Annotated in this window: 22 protein-coding genes; 15 read left to right on the forward strand and 7 right to left on the reverse strand. The window is 37.7% G+C overall.

Annotated elements, in window-relative coordinates; all coding sequences use genetic code 11:
- Window positions 1–23 precede the first annotated feature (23 nt).
- Window positions 24–527 (forward strand): YkgJ family cysteine cluster protein, encoded by a 504-nt coding sequence (locus K5G00_RS04515; protein WP_238764578.1) that lies wholly within the window; start codon window positions 24–26, stop codon window positions 525–527.
- 69 nt (window positions 528–596) lie between these two features.
- Window positions 597–1,403, forward strand: a complete 807-nt coding sequence (locus K5G00_RS04520; protein ID WP_238764579.1) for a hypothetical protein — start codon at window positions 597–599, stop codon at window positions 1,401–1,403.
- 72 nt (window positions 1,404–1,475) lie between these two features.
- Here the strand turns inward: K5G00_RS04520 and K5G00_RS04525 are convergent, their stop codons facing one another.
- The 3 genes from K5G00_RS04525 to K5G00_RS04535 all read right to left on the reverse strand — a co-directional run bounded on the left by K5G00_RS04525 (window position 1,476) and on the right by K5G00_RS04535 (window position 4,515).
- Window positions 1,476–2,432: a bile acid:sodium symporter family protein gene (locus K5G00_RS04525; RefSeq protein ID WP_238764580.1), complete on the reverse strand. Its 957-nt coding sequence runs from the start codon at window positions 2,430–2,432 to the stop codon at window positions 1,476–1,478.
- 457 nt (window positions 2,433–2,889) lie between these two features.
- Window positions 2,890–3,444 (reverse strand): REP-associated tyrosine transposase, encoded by a 555-nt coding sequence (locus tag K5G00_RS04530; protein ID WP_238764582.1) that lies wholly within the window; start codon window positions 3,442–3,444, stop codon window positions 2,890–2,892.
- An 870-nt stretch (window positions 3,445–4,314) separates the two neighbouring features.
- A complete protein-coding gene (locus tag K5G00_RS04535) occupies window positions 4,315–4,515 on the reverse strand; it encodes a hypothetical protein (RefSeq protein WP_238764584.1) in 201 nt (66 codons plus the stop codon).
- 260 nt (window positions 4,516–4,775) lie between these two features.
- On the opposite strand from K5G00_RS04535, the gene K5G00_RS04540 reads away from it, so the two are divergent.
- The 12 genes from K5G00_RS04540 to K5G00_RS04595 all read left to right on the forward strand — a co-directional run bounded on the left by K5G00_RS04540 (window position 4,776) and on the right by K5G00_RS04595 (window position 18,077).
- Window positions 4,776–5,954, forward strand: coding sequence for a sialidase family protein (locus tag K5G00_RS04540; RefSeq protein WP_238764586.1), 1,179 nt, complete (start codon window positions 4,776–4,778; stop codon window positions 5,952–5,954).
- A gap of 173 nt (window positions 5,955–6,127) precedes the next feature.
- Window positions 6,128–6,451: a hypothetical protein gene (locus tag K5G00_RS04545; RefSeq protein WP_238764587.1), complete on the forward strand. Its 324-nt coding sequence runs from the start codon at window positions 6,128–6,130 to the stop codon at window positions 6,449–6,451.
- Window positions 6,452–6,511: 60 nt separating this feature from the next.
- Window positions 6,512–7,537, forward strand: coding sequence for a type IX secretion system protein PorQ (gene porQ, locus K5G00_RS04550; RefSeq protein ID WP_238764588.1), 1,026 nt, complete (start codon window positions 6,512–6,514; stop codon window positions 7,535–7,537).
- A gap of 244 nt (window positions 7,538–7,781) precedes the next feature.
- The gene (gene cmk, locus K5G00_RS04555) at window positions 7,782–8,486 is read left to right on the forward strand and encodes a (d)CMP kinase (protein WP_238764589.1); all 705 of its coding nucleotides are present in this window, start codon (window positions 7,782–7,784) and stop codon (window positions 8,484–8,486) included.
- Window positions 8,476–9,354 carry a 4-hydroxy-3-methylbut-2-enyl diphosphate reductase gene (locus K5G00_RS04560; protein ID WP_238764590.1) on the forward strand — a complete coding sequence of 293 codons (879 nt, stop codon included), beginning with the start codon at window positions 8,476–8,478 and terminating at the stop codon, window positions 9,352–9,354. Before cmk ends, K5G00_RS04560 begins: the two co-directional genes overlap by 11 nt.
- Before the next feature lie 57 nt (window positions 9,355–9,411).
- The gene (gene priA / locus K5G00_RS04565; RefSeq protein WP_238764591.1) at window positions 9,412–11,886 is read left to right on the forward strand and encodes a replication restart helicase PriA; all 2,475 of its coding nucleotides are present in this window, start codon (window positions 9,412–9,414) and stop codon (window positions 11,884–11,886) included.
- A 194-nt stretch (window positions 11,887–12,080) separates the two neighbouring features.
- On the forward strand, window positions 12,081–13,076 hold the full coding sequence (locus K5G00_RS04570; protein ID WP_238764592.1) for a bifunctional heptose 7-phosphate kinase/heptose 1-phosphate adenyltransferase: 996 nt from the start codon (window positions 12,081–12,083) through the stop codon (window positions 13,074–13,076).
- A 118-nt stretch (window positions 13,077–13,194) separates the two neighbouring features.
- Entirely contained in the window at window positions 13,195–13,998 is an 804-nt protein-coding gene (locus K5G00_RS04575) for a ParA family protein (protein WP_238764594.1), read from the forward strand.
- A gap of 10 nt (window positions 13,999–14,008) precedes the next feature.
- Complete coding sequence (locus K5G00_RS04580; protein ID WP_238764596.1) at window positions 14,009–14,872, forward strand: ParB/RepB/Spo0J family partition protein; 864 nt, start codon at window positions 14,009–14,011, stop codon at window positions 14,870–14,872.
- 59 nt (window positions 14,873–14,931) lie between these two features.
- The gene (locus K5G00_RS04585; protein ID WP_238764597.1) at window positions 14,932–15,558 is read left to right on the forward strand and encodes a DUF5683 domain-containing protein; all 627 of its coding nucleotides are present in this window, start codon (window positions 14,932–14,934) and stop codon (window positions 15,556–15,558) included.
- 5 nt (window positions 15,559–15,563) lie between these two features.
- Window positions 15,564–17,192, forward strand: a complete 1,629-nt coding sequence (locus K5G00_RS04590) for a lytic transglycosylase domain-containing protein (RefSeq protein WP_238764598.1) — start codon at window positions 15,564–15,566, stop codon at window positions 17,190–17,192.
- Window positions 17,193–17,432: 240 nt separating this feature from the next.
- On the forward strand, window positions 17,433–18,077 hold the full coding sequence (locus K5G00_RS04595) for an NADPH-dependent F420 reductase (RefSeq protein ID WP_238764599.1): 645 nt from the start codon (window positions 17,433–17,435) through the stop codon (window positions 18,075–18,077).
- Window positions 18,078–18,143: 66 nt separating this feature from the next.
- Here K5G00_RS04595 and K5G00_RS04600 read toward each other — a convergent pair whose 3' ends face one another.
- The 4 genes from K5G00_RS04600 to K5G00_RS04615 form a co-directional block, all read right to left on the reverse strand.
- Window positions 18,144–18,317 carry a helix-turn-helix domain-containing protein gene (locus tag K5G00_RS04600; RefSeq protein WP_238764600.1) on the reverse strand — a complete coding sequence of 58 codons (174 nt, stop codon included), beginning with the start codon at window positions 18,315–18,317 and terminating at the stop codon, window positions 18,144–18,146.
- Between the two features lie 12 nt (window positions 18,318–18,329).
- Complete coding sequence (locus K5G00_RS04605; protein ID WP_238764601.1) at window positions 18,330–20,423, reverse strand: ATP-binding protein; 2,094 nt, start codon at window positions 20,421–20,423, stop codon at window positions 18,330–18,332.
- A gap of 144 nt (window positions 20,424–20,567) precedes the next feature.
- Entirely contained in the window at window positions 20,568–21,149 is a 582-nt protein-coding gene (locus K5G00_RS04610) for a superoxide dismutase (protein WP_238764602.1), read from the reverse strand.
- Window positions 21,150–21,458: 309 nt separating this feature from the next.
- Complete coding sequence (locus K5G00_RS04615; protein ID WP_238764603.1) at window positions 21,459–22,058, reverse strand: superoxide dismutase; 600 nt, start codon at window positions 22,056–22,058, stop codon at window positions 21,459–21,461.
- Between the two features lie 274 nt (window positions 22,059–22,332).
- Between K5G00_RS04615 and K5G00_RS04620 the strand changes: the two genes are divergently transcribed.
- Window positions 22,333–23,634, forward strand: coding sequence for an MATE family efflux transporter (locus K5G00_RS04620; protein WP_238764604.1), 1,302 nt, complete (start codon window positions 22,333–22,335; stop codon window positions 23,632–23,634).
- Window positions 23,635–23,711: the final 77 nt, after the last annotated feature.

The raw sequence follows: 23,711 nt of genomic DNA on the forward strand, positions 1-23,711 counted from the left end.
GAACAGTTTACGGTTACAAAAAAATGAAAAAGATAAAATATAAAACACCGGAAGAATTAAAGATCCTTACGGATAAAACCAGGGCGGAAACACATGCTCTTATCAAGAAGCTCAAAAAGAAAAAGCCCAAAGAACTGGATGATTTTGTACACGGACTGCACATCGACGCGTTTTCAGAATTTAGTTGTCTCGATTGTGCCAACTGTTGCAAAACAATTGGCCCTAGGTTAACGGATAAAGACATCGACCGGCTGGCCAAGCATCTCAAAATGAAACCTTCTGAATTTCTGGAACAATATGTAGAAACCGATGAGGATAATGATTTTGTTTTCAGAGAACACCCCTGCCCTTTTCTGTTACCCGATAATTATTGTATGGTTTATGAAAACCGGCCAAAAGCATGCCGCGAATATCCACACACCGACCGAAAACGTTTTTATCAAATATTAACCCTTTCTTTTAAAAACTGCGAAACCTGCCCGGTGGTTTATGAGGTTTTTGAAGAGATGAAAACAAAAAACTGGTAGAAAACAAGGCAAACACCTTTGGATTTCTCTGCATAATTTGTTTATTTTTATTTTACTAATTCAGACATAATGGTCAAAATAAAAATGTTTTTGTTTACCATCCTTTTGTTGGCATGGAACGCCTCGTTTTCCCAATCTTCCAAAGTAAATTTTGAAACGATAAAAACTTTCGAAACAAAAGAAGCTCACCAGGGAATTGCCGTGGATGCAAATTATTTTTATACTATAAACTCACGAGGCATTGGGAAATATGATAAAAACAGTGGTGAATTTATTTCTGACTGGACAGACGATTCCAACCAAATCATTCATTTTGACGGAGGTGTGGTAATAAACGAAAAGCTTTATGTTACGCATTCCAATTACCCCGGAATACCAATGACAAGTTCCATCGAGATTTTCAATAAAAATACTCTAAACCATATTGAAACCCACAGCTTTGGAATCAGGTACGGCTCATGTACCTGGGCAGATTTTTATAATAACTTTTGGTGGGTGTGTTTTGCGCATTACGACAAATTTAAAAATGAAACAAATACAAATAGTAGCTGGACAACCCTGGTGAAATTTGACAAAAACTGGAAGGAGAAAGAATCATGGATCTTCCCTGAAAATGTACTTTCTGAATTTAAACCAATGAGTTGTTCGGGCGGTTCGTGGGGCCCCGACGGAAACTTATATGTGACCGGACACGACAGCGCAAAAGTTTTTGTTTTGCAAATTCCGGAAATGGGATCCGTCCTTAAATACGTAAAAACGATAAAACTTGAGATTTTCGGGCAGGGAATTGCCTGGGACAGATCGGACAGAAAACATATTTATGGAATCATTCGGAAAAATAATCTGGTAGTAAAATCAAAAATAAATTTCAAATAAACAATACAAACCAACGCTGACGCGGATTTGTAATCATATACCAATTGCAAAATCGGTATAACGAAATAAATACTATTTTCTTTTGCCCAACCTTGTTGCAACAAAACTGATAATAAGTATCTGAACCGGATGGAAAATCATTATGGGAAGCAACATAATACCTGTAGTAGCCGATTGCTGAAACAATATTTTTGCAAACACAGTTCCATGCACCAGCGACTTTTTTGTTCCGCAAAACTGTGCTGTAATCTGATCTTCTGCGGTAAACCCCAATAAACGCGAAAAATAAGATGTAAAAAAATAAACAGCATAAAAAAGAAGGATAACTGCTGCAATTATCAGAGAAAGATCAAGCATATCAACCACACTAAAGACTTTATTTTCAAAAGAATGAGAAAAACTTTTGAAAATAATCAGCAGAATTACCGATTTATCAAACAAAGTCAGGTAGCGATTATATTTACGGGCATATTCTCCCCAATAGCGTTGAAGTAAGAGTCCTACAACCACAGGAAGTAATATTTCAGTTACCAGTTTTACATAAATTTCTCCCAAATTAAAATCGATGGCAGTTTGTTGTAAAAACAGCCCCATCCAAAGTGGGGTTACAACAATTCCAATCAGCCCTGAAATACTTGCATTAAAAATAGCTGCCGGAATATTCCCCTTTGCAATGGAAACCATTACTACCGATGAAGATACTGTAGAAGGTAATGCCGCCAGGAATAAAAATGCGAGCCAAATAATTTTTCCGTTTTCCGTTTTAATAAACGGATAAAAAGAAAGCACGATGGCAGGAAAAACAATAAAAGTGCTTAGCTGAACAAGTATGTGAAGTTTCCAGTTCTTCAAGCCTGATTTTATCTGTTGGGGACTCAACTTTAGCCCATAAAAAAAGAAAATCAAAGAAATGCCAACACTTGCGATCAAGTCGAGAGGAACACTACTTTCAGGACTTCCCCACTGCGGGAAAAACCACGCTAACAAAATAACTCCGATAATGGCCAGGATAAACTTATCAATTTTCATTACTATTTCTGCTCCCTTACTTCAGCATATCAAAAAAATGAAATTCTGCATTAGAAAACTTTTGTAAAAATATTTGAGCTTACATCACCGACAAAATTCCACAAGCCATTTTAAATAAAAACTTTATTTTGATAACATAAGAACTTGTATTAAAAGTCTTACAAATTCTTTCTCCGAACACTCATGATAACATAGTCAAGTAGGTACAGGGAATTTCACCTCATACCTCTTAGAACCGTACGTGATTGTCTCCAATCATACGGCTCTTATCATACAAACTTATACCAAATGGTACGGTGATAGAACTGGTAACGATAATGCCTGTACACATACTTTAAATGTGCAATGGCACGCTTTTTACTGTTCCTGAACCTTTTAAACCGGTTCCTTATCCATTTTATCAGTCGGTTATGCAGTCGGTGAAACCATCGCTGCCGCACGATTGCATCGTGTGGCTTTACTTAACTATAATAACATTCTCCAAAATTCCTTTTTCGCCCGCATAATCAGCAGCACTGCTGTACATATAATCCTCTGCTCTGAATACAAAACCCTCTTCAACAGGATTTTGATGAATATAACTTATTTTCTCATCGATTACTTTGTTGCTCCATAATTCAATTGGTTTATTATCGTGTCTCCAAAATTGATATTTATTTACATTTGAAGATTTGTTACCGGCCTTTAAAAACTGCTCAAGCAAAAAATCGTTCCTGCTTTCTTTTGGATTTTCCATTATGGCTTTCACAATTGCCTTACTGGTAAATCGTTTAAAATCTCCCAGTAGTAATTCCGGCTTTTGATCTCCGGTACTTCTAAAAACCAAATGTACATGGTTGGTCATAATACACCATGCAAAAATTTCCATTCCTTTTTTCTGTTGGCAGTATTGTAAACTGTCGATTATTATGTTTTTGTATTCATTTCTCGTAAAAACATCCAACCAATCTATTACAGCAAAAGAAACAAAATAGACTCCGTCAGGATTATGAAACTTATAATTACGACTCATAGATTTAGATCCTCTTGATTTTAAGCTATAAAATTAAGGAATTGCTGGTAAATCAACCACTCAAAGCTGCCGCACGATTGTATCGTGTGGCTTAAGCTAATTTCTACTTTACTTCCACGCGAAAGATTCGCGCGGGAGCGGAGAAATATCAAATATATTCATGATGGAAATTTGTATATAAATGGAAAGAAAATAATAACAGTCATTACTAAAAAGATTATCCCAAAAATTAGATAAAAATTTAATAATCGTATAATCTTCTCATATTCGTTATTAGTCGTAGTCCTAGTTTTAAATAAATTAAAAAGCGCTTCATTAACTTTCAAATCCTTATTATTTTTAAATAAAACACGACGATATTTTAGAATAAAAGTTAAACGTAAAATAAAACATGTGAAACTGAGAAGTCCTAAAATAATAAAAGTAGTCATATGAATTATTCTAAAAATTGGTAATTATAGGCATTATACCTGTTTCTCAAAGCTGCCGCACGATTGCATCGTGTGGCTTAAGCTAATTTCTACTTTACTTCCACGCGAAAAATTCGCGCGGGAGCGGGGGGAAAGATTCGCGCGGGAGCGGAGCCTCGGTTTTGTCAGAATGTACCGCTTTCTCGATGCTTCATCGCTAGGTTCGCTTTCGCTCATCTCTTTTATCCATACATGATTCCTTCAAGTCGGAACCTTTTCTTTCCTCGCTTCACACATGCCAATTGCTCAATATACATTAGAAAAGTTGTTTGAAGCCGCTCCCTGTAGAGAGACTCCGGAGGGTCGGTTCCTCCATCTTATTTGCAGCTATGTAAAGAACGCTTGCCTTTACTCACGGCACACTCTCGCGCCAGCGAGGGGGAACAGAGCTTTTAAACTTCTATTTCATACCCCCAAAGCTGTCGCACGATTTTATCGTGTGGCTTAAGTTAATTTCTACTTTACTTCCACGCGAAAGATTCACGCGGAAGCGGGGGGACTCCCGAACGCCTTTAAAATGCTCCTTACAGCTATTTTCATCTGGAAAATCTTCTGCAAATTTGATAATATTCATATCATTTCGTTTTTTCCAGTTTAGCATTTTTTTATCTTGTGGCATTATTGCAGAGTATCGAATAAATCTATTTAAAAACTCAATTGAATACTATAAAGTAGTATAAGTATTTTGCAAAATAATAGAATTCTAAAAAATTGATTTTAAAGAACTATCATATGTATCATAAGATACATAAATTTGAAACGATTTTAAAACTTAAAAAATGAAATATTCAAAAGATAAAATTGTAGTAGCCAATCTTTATTAAAGATTTTGACAAAACAATTCACATAAATACCATAACAATGCAAAACTTAATAGTATTATTATTAATTACTCTAGTGACTGCAAGCTCTCCTCAAACACACACACAAAGAATCCTTCCTGAAAATTGGGATCCTTATGCAGCTGGAGACAAAGTAATTGCTGACCTTATAAAAGTTACTTCATCTCGGGTCAAAGGTGCACACGACGCGGAATTTACTTGTATTGGAAATAAAGCTTATGTAGTCGCCGAAGTAAACGATTCCATACCTGGAGAGGCTTCTGGGTGGCCATTTATTTATACTTCTTTGTCTGTTATAAATCTCGAAAAGCTTGAAGTTGAAAAGATTATCCCCATGGCTAGAGGAGGGCAGATTTTTGAAAATGACAGCTTGCCCATTGGTGCTTGTTTTGTCCCCCGGATCATACAAAAAGATGATAAAACATTAAGATGTTATTTTACTTCCACTCCAATTAATAGGTATTCTCAAATTTGGTTCATTGATTTTGATATAAAGTCTGAAACCTTTAAGAACCGTATTTTCCGAGCTAAATTGAAGACGAAGCGAGGAATATTTGATATGCAATCCCAATATTTTCATGAAGATTCAACTGTAAAACCAACTTCCGGTTTTTATATCTTTGATTCATTTAAAGAATTTAATGGGAAAACATATGCTGCGCTCAATAATTACGGTGCTAAGCAAAATGGGCTTTCTGTATTAAACGAGACACTGGATACATTTCAACTTCTTGGTTATTACAAAAATTCTAAGGAGTTAAGTCTATCGGAGTCTGCAGTAAATTGTCTGCCTGATGGTAAGTGGACAGCCATATGTAGAAGAGATGGAACAAAATGGTCGGATGTTAATTATTTTATGTTGACCAGCAATGACGGGGAAAATTGGAGTCAGCGTGAACTTTTTGATTTTATTGTTGACGGGACGAATTCCAAACCAACTTTTGATAAATTTAAAGGTATCTATTATTTGGGCTGGCAGGCTAAGACTGAAATCAATGGTAAGGAAGTTTCCCGTTGCCTCTTTAATGTTGATGTTTCCCGTGACGGTAAGAATTGGGAACGGAAATATAGTTTTAAAACAGACAAAACATTTCAGTATCCAACGTTCCATGAACATAAAGGAAATATTTGGCTATCGGTAACTCAAGGTGATATCGAACATGGAAAAAAGAAAATTATGTTTGGAAAATTAGAATAAATCGTAATCACAAAAAAACCAAAGCTGCCGCACGATTGTATCGTGTGACTTACACCTAAATTTCTACTTTACTTCCACGCGAAAGATTCGCGGGGGAGCGGGGGAGCGGGGGGAATAAAAGCAAAAAATAAGTAAATTGCTTTCACTTTATAAATCCTCATCATAAAATAAAAATGGGATACAACGGTTTAGGCATGCAACGCTGGATTTCAACAATGAAACCCAGAAAGTTTTTGTCCAAAAGAAGCAAACCCGATGGTGGTGGAATGGAACACCTCTTCAACCAGGAAATTGAGCATTATTTTCATTTAAAAAAGAATAAACTCGATAAGCTGTTGAAGAAAAAATATTCCCTTCAATACAAAGAAAAGTTAAAAAGGCAAATCTCTGACGAACACCGCAGAAATACTATTTTCACTTTGTTAAGTATTATTATCTCCTTTGGTATCCTTCTCCTGCTCTTTTTCTATTTTGGTGCTAAAATGCAGGTTTTTTAATTTTTCCAAAAATAATATTTAAATACCTTTGGCGTTTTACATGAAACTGTTCAACAGCGAATGAAACAAATTTACTTCATTTCTATATTTTTCCTGATTCTGGCAAGCGGAAAAGCACAGATTGGCGGGGAGAGTACCTACCAGTTTCTGGAACTTACCAATTCGGCACGAATGGCAGCACTGGGTGGAAACCAGGTGGCACTCTATGATACCGCTGACCTGAACCTTCCCTATCATAACCCGGCTGCACTACAGAGTTCGATGGAGAATATTTTGCTGGTAAATTATGTAAATTACCTGGCCGACATAAATTATGGTTATGTTTCGTTTGCCCGCTCATACGAAGGAATTGGGAATTTTGCACTGGGAATGCATTACATAAACTACGGCGATTTCCTGGAAGCAACCGAAGAAGGAGAATTAACAGGGAATAACTTTTCGGCTGCGGAATATGCGCTAAATATCATTTATTCAAATCAGTTTAAACGGTGGCGTTATGGGGCAAATTTAAAACCCATTTTATCCTCGCTTGAAAGTTATCGTTCGTTTGGGATTGCCCTCGATTTGGGAGTAAGTTATGCCAGCCTCGACAAATACACCAATGTTGCTTTGGTTGCACGGAATATCGGTACACAAATCACCACTTACTATGAGGATGGAAACCGTGAAGCCATTCCGTTTGATTTGCAGGCAGGAATAAGCCGCAGACTAAAACATGCACCTGTTCATCTGTCGCTTACACTTCAGCACCTTAATAAATGGGATTTAGCCAGTGAAGAAAAAGACGATGATGAACTTGATATTTCGATCAATGACCGGGAAGAAAGTATGGCTAAACAATTTATGCGTCATGTAGTGCTGGGAGTTGAAGTACTTCCAAGCGATAACTTTATCATTCGGGCGGGGTACAATTACCAGCGCAGACAGGAGTTAAAGTTCGACGAAAAACTATCAACAGTGGGAATGTCGCTTGGTTTTGGTGTAAAAATAAAACGATTCCGGCTCGATTTTGCAACAACACGCTACCACCTCGCAGGTTCTTCCAATCATTTTTCCCTGGCAATCAACCTAAACGACAAATTCTAACGTAAACGTTTTAAAGCGAATGACTCTAACTTTTACTAAAAATATCTCCCTTTTCTCCCTCTCTTTGAAAAAAGAGGAACGATTTTTCAGCAGATGCAATCAGGGTGAGTTTATTAATGAAAGAATAAATCTCCCGATACACCTTTATTTATCACATTTCAGACAAAAAAATATTTCAAATTCCAATAAAGGACAATTGTGTCCGTTTTAAAAAACTTTTATATTTGTTCCTAATTCAGCAAAAATGAATGATAAAAAAATTGTTATTGCAATCGACGGGCACTCATCGTGCGGAAAAAGTACAATGGCAAAATCGCTGGCCCGCTTGCTTGGTTACATTTATATCGACAGCGGAGCCATGTACCGCGCAGTTACACTTTATTCACTCAGAAAAGGCTGGATACCTAACGGACAACCGGATATAAAAAAAGTTATCGAAGGATTGAACGACATCAGAATAACTTTCCGGTGGGACAATGAAACAGAAAAAAACACCACGTTTTTAAATGGTGAAAATATTGAAGAAGAAATCAGGAAACTGGAAGTTTCTCAAAATGTGAGCCCGATTAGTACCATTGCTGAAGTGCGGCACGAAATGGTAAAACAACAGCGGGAAAACGGGAAAAACAAAGGTATTGTTATGGATGGCCGTGATATCGGGACCGTGGTTTTTCCCGATGCGGAGTTAAAAATCTTTATGACAGCCTCGCCGGAAACAAGGGCTCAGCGACGATTTCTTGAACTAAAAGAAAAAGGGTTGGAAGTAAATTTTGATGATATTCTGGCCAATGTAAAGGAGCGGGATGAAATAGATTCTACCCGAAAAGTAAGTCCGCTAAAAAAAGCTGACGACGCGTTGGTACTCGACAATAGTAATTTAACACGCGAACAGCAGCTGGAGTGGACACTGGAAAAAGTTAAAGAAAGGACAAAAAAACATGAAGGTTGAGATAGACAGAAGATCAGGATTTTGTTTTGGAGTTATAAAAGCGATAAAATCGGCGGAAAGTGAGCTCAAAGATTCACCACAGTTGTATTGTCTGGGCGACATTGTACACAATGGCGAAGAGGTAAAGCGGCTTGAAAAAATGGGATTGAAGTCGATTTCAAAAGAAGAATATTTTAAACTGAAAGATTGTAAAGTGTTAATCCGCGCCCACGGAGAACCTCCTGAAACATACGAACACGCAAAAAAAAACAATATTGAATTGCTCGATGCCACCTGCCCGGTTGTTATTACCTTGCAGGAAAGGGTCAGAGACTCGTACCAAAATATCCGTTCGCATAACGGGCAGGTTGTTATCTACGGGAAAAAAGGACACGCCGAGATTATTGGCTTAAGCGGACAAACCGATTACAGTGCCATAGTTTTGGAAAACAAAAACGATATTTCCAAAATCGATCCATCCCGTCCGGTTTCCTTGTATTCGCAAACAACCAAACGTATCGAGGATTTTTATGAAATTGCTGAAGCGGTAAAAAACCACGTTGATCCGGGCTTGCGTGTCGACATAAAAGATACCATTTGCAGACAGGTTTCCAACCGCGTTCCACACCTGAAAAAGTTTGCAAAAAACTATGACATGGTCATTCTGGTTGCAGGCGAGAAAAGTTCCAACGGAAGATATCTGTTTTCCATTTGTAAAGAAGAAAATCCAAACGCTCACCTTATTGCACGGGTTGAAGACATTCAACCCGAGTGGTTTGAAAATGTAGAATCGGTTGGAATTTGCGGAGCTACTTCAACCCCTAACTGGCTGATGGAAAATGTTCAGGAATGGATAAGCAAAACATTCGAAAAAACTGTAAGTCAATAAAACTTCGCCGATCCATTTTTTTGATTTACATTTAGACGGGATTCAAACCCGCTTTTTATGTCAGATTTATATGCCGAAGTGATATTGCCTCTCCCGTTGCACGATGCTTTTACTTATAAGGTACCCGGGCATCTTGAAAGTGATATTGCAGAGGGAAAACGTGTTGTGGTTCAATTTGGTCAGAAAAAATTGTATTCGGCACTGGTAACCGCTCTTTCACGCAAAAAGCCGGAAAACATAGATGTAAAAAAAATTCATGAAGTTCTCGATGAGCAGCCGGTTGTGCTTTCTGAAAATATAAAACTGTGGCGCTGGATAGCAAAATATTACTGTTGTACACTTGGCGATGTTTTTAAAGCTGCACTTCCAGGCGGCTTGAAACTGGAAAGTAAATCAAAAGTATTTGCAGTTGATGATGGAACTGAAGCTGAACTGACAGAAAAAGAACAAATGTTGCTTCAACAAATCGGGAGTGAAAACTCCACAGTTGATGAGCTTCAGAGAAAACTTCGAAATGATTTTTCCTACCCGGTTTTGAAGTCATTATTTAAAAAAAACTGTATTCAGATTGAGGAAAAAATAAACGCGCGTTACAAAGCCAAAACGGAAACGTTTGTAAAACTTCATCCCGAAATAGAAAATAAAAAAATACTGAACAACAAACTTAACGACCTGCAGAGGGCAAAAAAACAACAGGCACTGCTTTTGCATTTTTGCAAAAAAATAAACGCTTTTGAGAAAGATGTTCTGCTTTCTGTTTCAAAAAAAGAGCTTTTGGACGGAACCGGCTTCACTCCGGCTGTTTTAAAAGAACTGGCGAAAAAGAAGCTTGTTATTCAGTTCCAAAAGCAGGTTTCGCGCATCGAAGAAGAAACCGAAAACAGCCAGGTGAGTATAAATTTGTTAAACAAACACCAGGAGAAAGCGCTGACTGAAATTCAGGCATCGTTTGAAAAAAAACAAGTGACGCTGATTCACGGAATTACCGCCAGCGGAAAAACAGAAATTTATATTCATCTCATCGACGAGATATTAAAATCGGGGAAACAGGCGCTTTATCTGGTTCCGGAAATTGCGTTGACAACTCAGATTGTGCGGCGTCTTAAAAATGTTTTTGGCAAAAAAGTCGGCATCTACCATTCCAAACTCAGCAGCCAGGAAAGAGTAGAAATCTGGGACAAAGTGCTCCAATTTCAAACCAAACCTGAAAATGGATACCAGGTGATTTTGGGCGCACGTTCGGCCATTTTTATGCCTTTTTCGAAACTGGGGCTTGTTATTGTTGATGAAGAACACGAAAATTCTTTTAAGCAGTTTGATCCCGCTCCGCGTTATAATGCGCGCGACATGGCGGTAATACTCGGGCTTCAGAATAATGCAAAAGTCTTGCTGGGATCCGCCACCCCCTCTTTTGAAACCTATTACAATGCGATAAACGGGAAATACGGCTTGGTAAATTTAAAAAAACGGCATACAAACGTTGAGCTTCCGGAAACACTGGTTGCAGATGTAAAAAGAGCCTATAAACGCAAACAGATGCATTCGGTGCTTTCACCCGAATTATATGAACTAATGCAAGGTGCAGCAGAAAAGAATGAACAAAGTATATTGTTCCAAAACCGGCGCGGCTATTCACCTTTTGTGGAATGTTTCACTTGTGGATGGATTCCCAAATGTAAAAACTGCGACGTAAGTTTAACCTATCACAAATACAAAAAAAGGCTGACGTGTCATTATTGCGGATATAGCCAGCAAATGCCCGACTCATGTGACAATTGCGGTTCGAACGAAATAAAAACCCGGGGATTTGGAACTGAAAAAATTGAAGACGAACTTAAACCGCTTTTCCCAAATGCCAGTCTTGCCCGAATGGATTTAGATACGGCAAGATCGAAAACGGCGCTGGAAAAAATAATTCAAAACCTGGAAAGCCGAAAGACTGACATTTTAATTGGAACACAAATGGTTACCAAGGGTCTGGATTTTGAACATGTAAGTGTAGTAGGGATTTTAAACGCCGACAACCTGCTGAACTTCCCTGATTTCAGGGCGCACGAACGTGCATTTCAACTTATTTTACAAGTAAGCGGACGCGCAGGCCGCAAAAATAACCGGGGAAAAGTGGTTATTCAAACTTCACAACCCGAACACCCTCTTTTAAATCTTATCATTTCGCAGGATTATACATCGGTTTTTAAAGCACAAATGGAAGAACGGAAGCTTTTCAGATACCCGCCGTTTTTCAGGTTAATTAAAATTGTAGTAAAACATAAAAACCAGCAAACCGTTGACCGGGCAGCAATTCAACTGAAACAATTTTTGGGCAGAAACAATAAATTAATTTTGCTGGGGCCTGAATATCCCCTGGTTAGCCGTATTCAACTTTGGTATCAAAAAGAAATCTGGATAAAATTTGATAAAAGCCTGCACCTTGACAATACAAAAGATTTTATCATCGACTGTGTAAGCAGAACCAAACACCTTCCGGATAACAGCAACTGCATTATAAATATTGATGTTGATCCGATGTAATGAAAAACAAAATGGTTTTATAACCGATGTAGAATATTATTTATCCGGAGACATCGTAATGAGCTGCAAAAAGTTAAAGTAATAAAAGTATGTTCCCTTTTTTCATATCGCCAAACATGAAAGTGTAATAAACCTTGTCCCGTTTTTACAGCTTTGATTTTTTACTAGATTTGTAGCACTTTAAAGGGATTTTAGTGGATATAGCGGAGGTAAATCAAATTTTTGATAAATTCAGTTGCATGCGGGTCTTGGTAATCGGCGATGCGATGATTGACATGTATTTGTGGGGAAAGGTAGAAAGAATATCTCCGGAAGCTCCCATTCCCATTGTTTCGGTAACCAAACGTGAAAGTCGTCTTGGGGGAGCAGCAAATGTAGTGCTGAATATACAGGCGTTGGGAGCCACACCCATCTTGTTTTCGGTTATTGGCAACGACGAAAATGGCAGAAAATTCAGGAGATTTCTGGAAAAAAGAAACCTTTCATGCGAAGGAATTTTCTCCGACGCCAAAAGAAAAACCACCGTAAAAAGCAGAATTATAAGTAACGGGCAACATGTTGCCCGTATAGATGAAGAAACGACAGCGTATATTGGGAAGGAAGTGGAAAATAAACTGATCTCCGCCATAAAAGAAACAATCAATACATCAAAAACAGACGCTATCGTTTTTGTCGATTATGATAAGGGAGTGATTACACCCGGTCTTTTCCGTGCCGTTCATAAAATGGCTTTAAAAAAGGGCATTCCAACAGCTGTCGATCCTAAAAAACGAAATTTTGATCTTTATAAGGATGTTACCTTATTCAAGCCAAATTTTGGAGAATTTGTAAGTGGTACAGGATTGACTGTAAAAAAAGACGACATTAAAACACTGAAAGAAGTGGCCAATACTTTTAAAAGAAAACAAAATTTTAAATTAATATTTATTACGCTCTCTGAGCTGGGAGTATTTATCAGTAACGGAGTAAACGAACAGCATTATCCGGCCGTAATACGCGATATTGCAGATGTTTCAGGAGCGGGAGATACCGTAGTAAGTGTAGCCAGCCTGGCCGTTGCGGCAGATTTATCGCCAAAAATAATGGCAATGATGTCGAACCTCGCAGGTGGTTTGGTGTGCGAAAAAGTGGGAGTCGTCCCGATCGACAGGGAACAACTCATGGATGAAATGCAGACTCAAAAATTTTGATTTTTTAAAATCTTCGCTTCCAGCTTTTTAAAAATAAAACAGCGGTGTAAATCAAAAAAATTTAAGAGGTTTCCGCTAAATTATTAACTTTGAAACCACTCAATTAAAAAAAATACAGATGGGAAAAATAATATCACTGGCAAACCAAAAAGGAGGCGTAGGGAAAACCACGACAACCATAAATTTGGCAGCCAGCCTGGCTGTTTTGGAAAAAAAGGTTTTGGTAATTGATGCTGATCCACAGGCAAATGCAACATCGGGGTTGGGACTCGATGTTAAAAACGTACAATCAAGCATTTATGAATGTATTGTGGATGAAGTGGAAGCCGAAAAAGTGGTTTTAAAAACCGAAATCGAAAATCTTGATTTAATTCCGTCGCACATTGATTTGGTTGGTGCCGAAATAGAAATGTTAAACTTACCCAACAGAGAAAAGGTGCTCAAGAATTCCATCGAGCAACTCAAAAATATTTACGACTTTATTTTTATTGACTGTTCTCCTTCGCTTGGATTGATAACGGTAAATGCGCTAACAGCTTCCGACTCGGTTGTTATTCCTGTACAGTGTGAATATTTTGCTTTGGAGGGACTGGGAAAATTACTAAACACCATTAAAATCATTCAGAACCGGTTAAATCAGGATCTTGAGATTGAGGGATTTTTGCTTACCATGTACGACTCCCGCCTGAACCTTTCAAATCAGGTTTACGAAGAAGTGAAAAGACATTTTCAGGATATGGTTTTTGACACGGTTATTCAGCGAAATATAAAATTAAGTGAGGCCCCAAGCTATGGGAAACCGGTTATTTTATACGATGCCAGTTCAAAAGGTGCCATTAGCCACATGAACCTGGCCCGCGAAATATTGCAGAGAAACTCAATGACCACAATGTCGAAAGAAAAAAACGTAGTTATTATTTAAAAATATGGCCATGGCAAAAAGGAATGCATTAGGAAGGGGACTTGGAGCGCTTATCGATGATGCAGAAAAAATGAAAAGCGCCGGAATTAGCGAGATTGAACTCAATAAAATTGAGGCAAACCCTTTTCAGCCCAGGTCGAAGTTTGATACAGAAGCACTGGAAGAACTGGCTGCTTCAATTCGGGAGATTGGCCTCATTCAGCCCATCACTCTCCGAAAGATTGGCGAAGATAAATTCCAAATCATTGCCGGTGAACGCCGTTTCAGAGCAGCACAAATTGCAGGCTTGGAAACCATTCCGGCTTATGTGCGCAAAGCCAAGGACGACGGAATGCTGGAAATGGCACTGGTTGAAAACATTCAGCGCGAAGATTTGGACGCGATCGAAATTGCGGTAAGTTATCAGCGACTGATGGAAGAATTGAAATTCACACAGGAAGAAATGAGTTCACGTGTAGGAAAAAAACGTTCAACCATTGCCAATTACCTGCGTTTGTTAAAACTTCCTGCAGTGATTCAAAAGGGCCTTCGCGAAAAAGTTATTTCCATGGGACATGCCCGGGCCATCATAAATATTGAGGAAACAGAGACCCAGATTATGATTTACAACCAAATCATTAAATACGGATTCTCTGTGAGAAAAGTGGAAGAAATTGTTCGTGATTTGAATGATGATTCTGCCGACAAATCTTCAAAATCTCAAAGAGAAAAACTTCCCAGAGAATACCAGGTTATAAAAAAACAACTGGACAGTATTTTTAAATCAAGAATTGGGTTCTCGATGAATGACAAAGGAAAAGGTAAAATTACCATTCCTTTTAAATCAGCTGAAGATTTGGAAAGAATTGTTAAAATAATTGAAAATCAAAAATAAACCTTTTGTTTCCGGTCATATCTTAGGGTATTCTTCTATTTTTGTGCAAAATTTTAAAGGTGAATTTTAAATCGGCTTTGCAAAAATTTTTCATATTCTGCTTATTGTTACTTGCAGAACAAACTGTTATTGGTCAGGGACTTGTTGAAGCTGACACAGTTGCTACCGTCACGCAAAAACCGATAGAAGAGGAGAAAGTTCACTCTCCCAAAAGGGCAACTTTATATTCAGCCATTTTACCCGGGCTTGGACAGGCATATAACAAAAAATACTGGAAAATACCTTTCGTTTATATTGGTTTTGGAACCATTGGCTATTTTATAGATTGGAACAACGATTACTATCAGTTAACCAAACGTGCTTATATCCATTTAAGAGACGATGATCCTGAAACCACCGACTATTTGAAACTGAGAGGAATTGAATATTACGATTTGGAGAATGCCACAGATAAAGCAAATCTGGAAACTGCCCTTTCAAAACGACAGGAATATTACCGTCGGAACCGCGATTTTCTGATAATTAGCATGGTAGCTTTTTACGGTTTAAATATTATTGATGCGAGTGTGGACGCCCATCTTTTCAATTTTGACGTTTCAGATGATCTAAGTCTAAATTGGCAACCCTCAATGTTGCATTTTCAAAATGATCTGGTATATTGCATAAATCTTACTTTCAATTTTTAATACGTATGAACTTGATTACAAAATCGATAATACTTTCTTTTTTTATTTTATTCTCGGGGGACTTACTGGCTCAGGAAACAGACTCACTCAATGTTTTACAGAAAGAAGATGAGCTTGTTGTCGACACTTTACTGCAACAGGACACACTTTCGTTGGAAAAACAACTACTTCTCGATGAAGATTTAAATGATATCTTTTCTGAAAAAATGGATAGCCTGGTAAACACCTGGTATATCGAAAATGCGTTTACTCTAGACAGCATCGACCTCACATTAATAAAAAACTATCCAAAAAATCTTCCGGATTCGGTTTATATTGAAAGATTACAAAATATTGAACAGGTTATCGACTTGTCGTACAACAATGTGGTAAGAAACTTTATCAAATTGTATACGGAAAAGAAACGGGATTTATCAGAAGTAATCATAGGCCTTTCGTACTATTACTTTCCAATTTTTGAAGAAACTTTGGATAAATATGATATGCCGCTGGAATTAAAATACCTGGCCATTATTGAGTCGGCGTTAAATCCGAGAGCCCGTTCACGGGTTGGGGCAACCGGGATGTGGCAATTTATGTTCGGGACGGCAAAAAATATGAAACTTGAAATAACCAGTTTTGTCGATGAACGTCGCGACCCTGTAAAATCAACCGACGCAGCAGCACGATATTTAAAAAGGCTGTACGATATATATGGTGACTGGCATCTTGCCATAGCTGCATACAATTGTGGCCCGGGCAATGTAAACAGAGCCATCAGGCGCTCAGGAGGAAAAAGAAACTACTGGGAAATATACTATCGTTTGCCCAGGGAAACCCGCGGCTATGTGCCTGCTTTCATTGCAGCCAGTTATTTTATGAATTATTATGGTGAACACAATTTGATTGCCAATTTTCCTGAAGCCTCCATTGATACCGATACAATTATAGTAAGCGACTACCTTCACTTTGATCAGCTGGCGGCTACACTAGATATGTCAAAAGATGAACTCCGGTCCTTAAATCCGATGTACCGTCGTGATGTTATTCCTGCAAAACCGGAAAAAACTTACCCCTTAGTGTTGCCGGAGGACAAAATAATGGACTTTATAGATCAGGATACGCTTGTTTTTGCGTATGAAAGGGAGAAATATTTCCCGGACAATACACTTATGAAACCAACTGAGAGTTCGGGATATTTTACTCCGGTCGACATAGAAGGAAAGGCCAAAGTCGTTTATACCGTAAAATCGGGCGACAATGTAGGATTCATATCTTCGTGGTTTCATGTTCGCGCTTCCGATTTAAGATATTGGAACAACATTCATCGCGACCTGATACGTGTAGGGCAAAAGCTGGTTGTTTATGTTCCGGAAAATCAAAAAACAAAATACGAGAAGATAAATTCCCTGACTTTCGCACAGAAACAGGAAACGATTGGAAAATCGGGAAGCAGCTCCTCAACCAAAAAAACTGAATCCAAACCTGTTGACCCAAATTTTATATATTATACGGTAAAAAAGGGTGATACACTTTGGGATATCGCGGAAAAATATGCCGGAATATCCAGTACAGAAATCATGAAGCTAAATAATCTTTCAAACGACCGAGGGTTGTACATTGGTCAAAAGCTTAAAATCAAAAGAAAGTCATGATTTGTTTTTGTTGCTCAAGCCAGGATCATTCTGCCTGGTGAATCATTTTTTATTTTAGAAATTATTGCTGAATACCAAATTCAGGTTATAACAAAGAAGGAGACTTTCTACCACGACTGCTTTTCAATAATTTGAAGCGGATTTATAAAAAACTTCAAATGCTTTTTATTGTTTTTTTGCGAACAATAATCCCCTATTATTCATTACTATAGTGAATGGTTAACGACTAAAATTGAAAACATGAAGAAGGTTGGAATTATAGGTTCAGGAAATGTTGGGCAGGCGCTTGCAAAAGGTTTTGTTGAAAACGGCTACCAAACAACGATAGCATCAAGAAGCGAAGAAAAAAGAAAAGAACTGGAACAGGCATTTGAAGGAAAAATAAAAACGGATAGCCTGGAAAACACTGCCCGGAACAATGAAATTATTGTATTTGCAGTAAAGGGAGGAAAAGCAAAAGAAGCGCTTGCCGTTTTGAAAGTGGATAATTTAAAAGGAAAAACCGTTATTGATGCGACCAATCCTATTGAAGACGCTGCTCCGGTAAAGGGAGTTCTTGTGTACTCTACTTCCATAAATAAAAGTTTGATGGAAGAGCTGCAGGAGATGGCAACTGAAGCAAAATTTGTAAAAGCTTTTAATTCAGTTGGTGCGGGGCATATGGTCAATCCATTATTTGAAAGTAAACCTACGATGTTTATTTGCGGAAATGACGCAGAAGCAAAAAAAGAAGTAAGCGAAATTCTTGACAAATTTGGTTGGGAAACTGCCGACATGGGATTTGCGGAGGCTGCCCGAGCTATTGAGCCGCTTGCGATGTTATGGTGTATCCCGGGATTTAGCAACAACAGCTGGAACCACGCATTTAAACTCCTCAAAAAGTGAGCTGTTTAAAAACTGTTTAAAAGAAAAATACCGGATTATAATCTCCGGTATTTGTAACACTCTTTTTTACTTTGGTTCCCAAAAACAACGTTTGGGTGAAACAATCTTTTCTTCGGCTTTTAATACTTTCATTGCTCTGTCTACTTCCTTTTTATCAAGTCCTGAAGCTTCAGCAATTTCACCGGCTTTTAGAGGTTTTCCGGCTGCCTTTAAAGTTTCCAATACCTTTTCTGCACTCATACTTTTGTTTTTTTATTTTAAATTATTTACAGGGATAAAAATAGAAAATCTGCTCCCTTTATTTTCCTGACTTTTTATTGTAAGATACCCTCCATTCAATTTTATAAATTCGTTTGCAAGCTGTAACCCTATGCCTGTGCCGTTTTCGTTGTTTGTGCCCAGTTGGTGATAATTGGAATCAACCTGCAACAATTTATCAACTTGATTTTCAGGAATTCCAACTCCCTCATCCTCGATCTTTACTTCAGCCATTTGGCCTTTTGGTATAACCTGTACCAATATCTTTTTCCCCGGGGGTGTAAACTTCACCGCGTTCGAAAATAAGTTTCTCACGGTTGTGGAAATCATTTCCCGATCGGCAAACACTTCTATTCCGCTGCAAAGTTCTGACTTCACATTAATCGATTTTAATTCAGCGGCATGTTGCAAATTTTTTATCGTTTGTTCAACTACGTCGTCAATATTAAAAATCGTCTTTTTAACTTTCATTCTTCCCCCCTGTACCAAAGACCAGGTTAAAAGGTTTTCCAGCAGCTTCAGAGCCTGTTTTGACGTTTCGTAGGACAGCTCAGCAAGTCTTTTTTGCTCGTATTCCGGGAATTTATCAAATTCCTTTGCCAGTAGTTCTGTTAGATTGAGAACCGAACCGATCGGATTTTTTAAATCATGGGCAATAACAGAATGAAACTTATCTTTCGATTTAACCAACTGGCTTAATTCCTGGTTTAATTCTTCAAGCTTTTTTGTTTGCTCTTTAATCTTTTTGTTTTTTAAAGTCAATTCGTCGTTCAACTGCTTAACCTTACGTAGCTTGATTAAAATATTGAACAAGGCAATAAAAAGAACAACTAAAAAAACAAGCGAACCCAAGGAAACAATTCGTCGCAACCGCTTTTCATTGTCGATGTTTAATTGTAATATTTCATTATCTTTTTCTTTTTCTATTGTCTCAACTAACACATCGACATTTGAAATCGCGTCAATAACCGAACGATTAAACATTGAATCGTGTATAAGGAAGTATTTTTTGTAATACAATAGCGCCAATCCGGTATTATTTATTTCAGTATATGCATCAGCAAGTATTCTGTTGGCTCTTGCCTGTTGATTTAAAATTATGGTTCCTTCTGTAACTTTTAAAGCTGAATCGGCATAAATTATTGCCTTATCAAACTGGCTATCATTCAGATAACTTTCACCAATCAAACAAAATACTTCAGACAAGTTCAGACTGTCTCTTAATTCCTTAAATACGTTACCTGCATTAAAATAGTTTTTATACTTTAACCCGGAAAATCCGAGACTGCCATGAATCTCAGCCAGCAACTCAAATGCTTCCCCCAACAAAGTTTTATCCTTAATAAACTGAAATCCGGATTTCTGATTCTCAAACCTTCTATTTATATCCCGGATCAATTTGCTTAAGTTTTGAACTGCTTCTTCGTATTTTTCTGTTTTCATTTGCAGGTTAGCCAAATACATTTGCACATACCCCAATTCAACAGGATCGCCAAGCTTTTTTCCTATCGTCAAAGCTTTATTCAGATATTCTTCTGCTCTATCAAAGTCATTTATGTATAAATAATTAACTCCAATATTGGCAGAAGCCAGGGCAATTCCTTCTGGTTCATCGGTCTCTGTAAACACATCCAGTGAAATCTTATAAAACTCAATAGCCCGGTTATGGTGTAACATCGCCTCATAACAATTTGCAATTTCAAGGGTTACCCAACCCACATAAGGGCCATAATTATCAAGCTGTGCATATCCGTAAGCTTTATTTAAATAGTTGAGGGCAATGTTGTAACTCCCTTTTTCCAGAAAAGAGCCGCCCATTTCCATGTAGATATCAACAAGCCCCCAATTAATTTTATGTTGCTTGGCGAGTTCAATATTTTCGTGAGCGAACTCAAGATACAGTTCATAATCGGAACGCCTCACCTGTTGTATTATTTCCAGTCGGGCATTTAGTAAAAACTCAACATCGTCAATACTGTCTAACCTATAAAACAAATTTTTCAGGCTATCTTTTTCGTCGATTGCAGAGGTCTCTTCCCAAAAACAGAAGACGCTTAAGAAATATAGTAAAATCGTTATTCCTCTCATTTACAACAAAAAAAACGAAAAATTATAAGCACTAATATAAATAAGAATTTTCTATTCGTGCCGATTTTTTCGTTTTTCCGCTACAAGGGATTTTTCAAAATCCCTTGTAAAATGACAATAAATAAACCTGGTTTGCGAAACCAACTATTCTGCAAATCTTTCTGAAATAACTTTCCAATCTAAAATTTTCCAGAAATCCTCAATATATTTAGGACGCAAATTCTTTTTATCGATGTAATAAGCGTGCTCCCAAACATCGCAGGTCAGTATTGGTTTTTTACCATCGCGGATTGGGTTGCCTGCATTGCTTGTTTGAAGGATCTCTAGTTCGCCTCCATTGCCCTTTACCAACCAGGCCCAGCCCGAACCAAAAAGAGTTGCAGCAGCCTTTGAAAACTCAGCGGTAAAATTTTCTACAGAACCAAATTTCGCCTCAATAGCGGCTTTCAAATCGTCTTTAGGTTCTTTACATCCTTCCGGACTAAATTGCATAAAATAAAAAGTATGATTCCATACCTGCGCACCGTTATTAAAAATTCCTCCTTCAGCCTTTTTAATAATTTCTTCCAAACTCTTGTTTTCAAACTCGGTTCCTGTAACCAGGTTATTTACATTATTTACATAAGCCTGGTGATGTTTTCCATAGTGAAATTCAATGGTTTTTTCACTGATAAATGGTTCCAATGCATCATTTGCATAGGGAAGTTTTGGTAATTCAAATGCCATAATTTTTCAGTTTAAAAGTTAATTTCTTTTTGTTGATTCTTTTCTTGTAAAGGTAAAACATATTAAACTGAAAAAGGATTAAACAAAAGGTTAATTTGAAAGAAGTTTAAATAAGAAAAAAAACATACTGGAAAGCGAAAACTGAAATCTTATGATATAACGAAAACCTTTTAATCTTCCTTTAGAGTATTTTAGGCAGAAAAAAGGCTCAACATGCACAGGAGTAACTCAACCAATTAAACATAATATTCCACAAGAAGGCAACAAAAACCCCGGAGCCTCTGCCCCGGGGAAAAAACCAAAAATCAACTAACCTTTAAACCGCCTGGCGACTTCATCCCAGTTGATGAGATCCCAAAATGCATTTACATAATCCGGACGTCTGTTTTGGTAATTCAGATAGTACGCGTGCTCCCACACATCAATTCCTAAAATTGGCGTACCCTGAACTTCCGCAACATCCATCAAAGGATTATCCTGGTTGGGCGTTGACGAAACCGCCAGCTTATTCTTTTGAAGTACCAACCATGCCCAACCAGATCCAAACCGCGTAACCGCAGCCTGAACAAAAGCCTCCTGGAAATTTTTTACTGAACCAAATGAATCATTGATTGCATCGAGAAGTTCTCCTTCCGGAGCTTTAGCTCCACCCGGAGCAATCACATCCCAATACAAATTATGGTTATAATATCCTCCTCCATTATTTCTAACCGCTGTTGAATGTCCTGAAACTCCACTCAGTATATCCTCTATTGTTTTTCCTTCCAAATCAGTTCCTTCAACAGCGCCGTTTAATTTTGTAGTATACCCCGCATGATGTTTGGTATGATGTATTTCCATCGTACGTGCATCAATGTGAGGTTCCAATGCTGTGTAATCGTATCCTAATTTTACTAGTTCAAATGCCATAGCTTTTATCGTATTAAAAGATTTAAATGTATTTAATTCTGAAACAAAAATAACTGCTATTTAGAATTAATCCAAATCTTTACTGCACAAAACAAATTGAATTCATTTATTGTTCATAGGCACAATCAATAATAAGCTATATTTCTTTCTTCAATTAGCTGAAACACCGGCTCAAAGTCCCACTATTAAAGAGTTTTATATCTGAGTATTTTTTTCAAATAAGAATATTTTTTCTGAAACAGAAGTCAAAACTGTTACCTTTGGCTGTCTCAAAATGAATAAAGAAATTTTAAAACTAGCAGTACCTAATATCGTAAGCAACATTACAGTTCCGTTGCTCGGATTAATCGATTTGGCTTTGATGGGACATCTCGGCTCTGAGGTATACATTGGTGCTATTTCGCTGGGAGGTGTAATTTTTAATTTTATTTATTGGGGCTTTGGTTTTTTGCGTATGAGTACTTCAGGTTTTACAGCACAGGCATTTGGCGAAAAAAACCGGCAGGAGAGTATTACCATTTTAATACGGGCCTTACTTGTTTCAGCCTCGATAAGCCTGTTTATTTTAATGTTACAAGCTCCAATTGCATGGGCCAGTTTTAAAATTATTGGCGGCAGTGAAGAAGTTGAAACACTGGCCAACGAATATTTCAGGATAAGAGTTTGGGCCGCCCCTGCAGCATTAAGCTTATTTGTTTTTAACGGATGGTTTTTGGGTATGCAGAATGCGCGTTTCCCAATGATTATTGCCATTTCTGTTAATATTGTTAATATTCTGTTTAGCATATTATTCGTTTTTGGACTAAATATGAAATCAGCGGGAGTAGCTTTAGGAACAGCGCTTTCGCAATATGTTGGTTTAACCATTGCCATCATCCTTCTGTTCAAAAAATACAAATACCTGTTACCTGAAATATCAAAACAGGGAGTTTTAAACATTAAAATACTACTCAATTTTTTCAAAGTAAACAGCGATATTTTTATCCGTTCGTTTTGTATCATCCTTGTGTTCACCTTTTTTACTTCAAAATCAGCAAGTATCGACGATACCATTTTAGCGGTCAATTCTCTGCTGATTCAGCTGCTATTGTTTTTCTCCTTTTTTATTGATGGATTTGCTTTTGCCGGTGAAGCCATCGTTGGAAAATATGTAGGGGCAAAAGAGCCGGCAAACCTTAAAAAAGTAGTTCGACTTCTTTTTGTATGGGGGCTTGGTCTTGCTGCTATGTTTACCATGATTTATGCTCCCGGTACAAACATCATTTTAAATCTGCTCACCTCTCAAACGGATGTAATCCAAAGCGCCCAACCTTTCCTTTTTTGGGTGATTCTTATCCCCTTTACCAGTTTTGCGTCGTTTATCTGGGATGGAATTTACATCGGAGCCACTGCTTCAAAAGCCATGAGGAATACATTAATCGCATCCACATTTTTGGTTTTTACTCCGGCGTATTTCCTTCTAAACTCCCTGCTGGGAAACCATGCCCTTTGGCTGGGCATGATTTTATTTATGCTTTCACGCGGTGTCATCCAAACATTCCTTTATAAAAAGGCAATTTTGCAAGCTCTCGCTTAATATACTATTCAACAACTCTTACCAAATTCCTGATAATAAACTCGTTCGACATCTTCCTTGAAAAAGATTTCGAAATA

The sequence above is a fragment of the Maribellus maritimus genome, assembly GCF_022267315.1.
In the GTDB taxonomy this organism is placed as follows: domain Bacteria; phylum Bacteroidota; class Bacteroidia; order Bacteroidales; family Prolixibacteraceae; genus Draconibacterium; species Draconibacterium maritimum.

Coding starts and splice junctions, on each gene's coding strand:
- K5G00_RS04615 (WP_238764603.1), bottom strand. CDS start 22,058: ATGGCATTTGAACTAGTAAAATTAGGATACGATTACACAGCATTGGAA.
- K5G00_RS04520 (WP_238764579.1), top strand. CDS start 597: ATGGTCAAAATAAAAATGTTTTTGTTTACCATCCTTTTGTTGGCATGG.
- K5G00_RS04600 (WP_238764600.1), bottom strand. CDS start 18,317: ATGAGTGCAGAAAAGGTATTGGAAACTTTAAAGGCAGCCGGAAAACCT.
- K5G00_RS04540 (WP_238764586.1), top strand. CDS start 4,776: ATGCAAAACTTAATAGTATTATTATTAATTACTCTAGTGACTGCAAGC.
- K5G00_RS04605 (WP_238764601.1), bottom strand. CDS start 20,423: ATGAGAGGAATAACGATTTTACTATATTTCTTAAGCGTCTTCTGTTTT.
- K5G00_RS04560 (WP_238764590.1), top strand. CDS start 8,476: ATGAAGGTTGAGATAGACAGAAGATCAGGATTTTGTTTTGGAGTTATA.
- cmk (WP_238764589.1), top strand. CDS start 7,782: ATGAATGATAAAAAAATTGTTATTGCAATCGACGGGCACTCATCGTGC.
- priA (WP_238764591.1), top strand. CDS start 9,412: ATGTCAGATTTATATGCCGAAGTGATATTGCCTCTCCCGTTGCACGAT.
- K5G00_RS04610 (WP_238764602.1), bottom strand. CDS start 21,149: ATGGCATTTGAATTACCAAAACTTCCCTATGCAAATGATGCATTGGAA.
- K5G00_RS04580 (WP_238764596.1), top strand. CDS start 14,009: ATGGCAAAAAGGAATGCATTAGGAAGGGGACTTGGAGCGCTTATCGAT.
- K5G00_RS04530 (WP_238764582.1), bottom strand. CDS start 3,444: ATGAGTCGTAATTATAAGTTTCATAATCCTGACGGAGTCTATTTTGTT.
- K5G00_RS04545 (WP_238764587.1), top strand. CDS start 6,128: ATGGGATACAACGGTTTAGGCATGCAACGCTGGATTTCAACAATGAAA.
- K5G00_RS04575 (WP_238764594.1), top strand. CDS start 13,195: ATGGGAAAAATAATATCACTGGCAAACCAAAAAGGAGGCGTAGGGAAA.
- K5G00_RS04595 (WP_238764599.1), top strand. CDS start 17,433: ATGAAGAAGGTTGGAATTATAGGTTCAGGAAATGTTGGGCAGGCGCTT.
- K5G00_RS04535 (WP_238764584.1), bottom strand. CDS start 4,515: ATGCTAAACTGGAAAAAACGAAATGATATGAATATTATCAAATTTGCA.
- K5G00_RS04590 (WP_238764598.1), top strand. CDS start 15,564: ATGAACTTGATTACAAAATCGATAATACTTTCTTTTTTTATTTTATTC.
- K5G00_RS04515 (WP_238764578.1), top strand. CDS start 24: ATGAAAAAGATAAAATATAAAACACCGGAAGAATTAAAGATCCTTACG.
- K5G00_RS04525 (WP_238764580.1), bottom strand. CDS start 2,432: ATGAAAATTGATAAGTTTATCCTGGCCATTATCGGAGTTATTTTGTTA.
- porQ (WP_238764588.1), top strand. CDS start 6,512: ATGAAACAAATTTACTTCATTTCTATATTTTTCCTGATTCTGGCAAGC.
- K5G00_RS04620 (WP_238764604.1), top strand. CDS start 22,333: ATGAATAAAGAAATTTTAAAACTAGCAGTACCTAATATCGTAAGCAAC.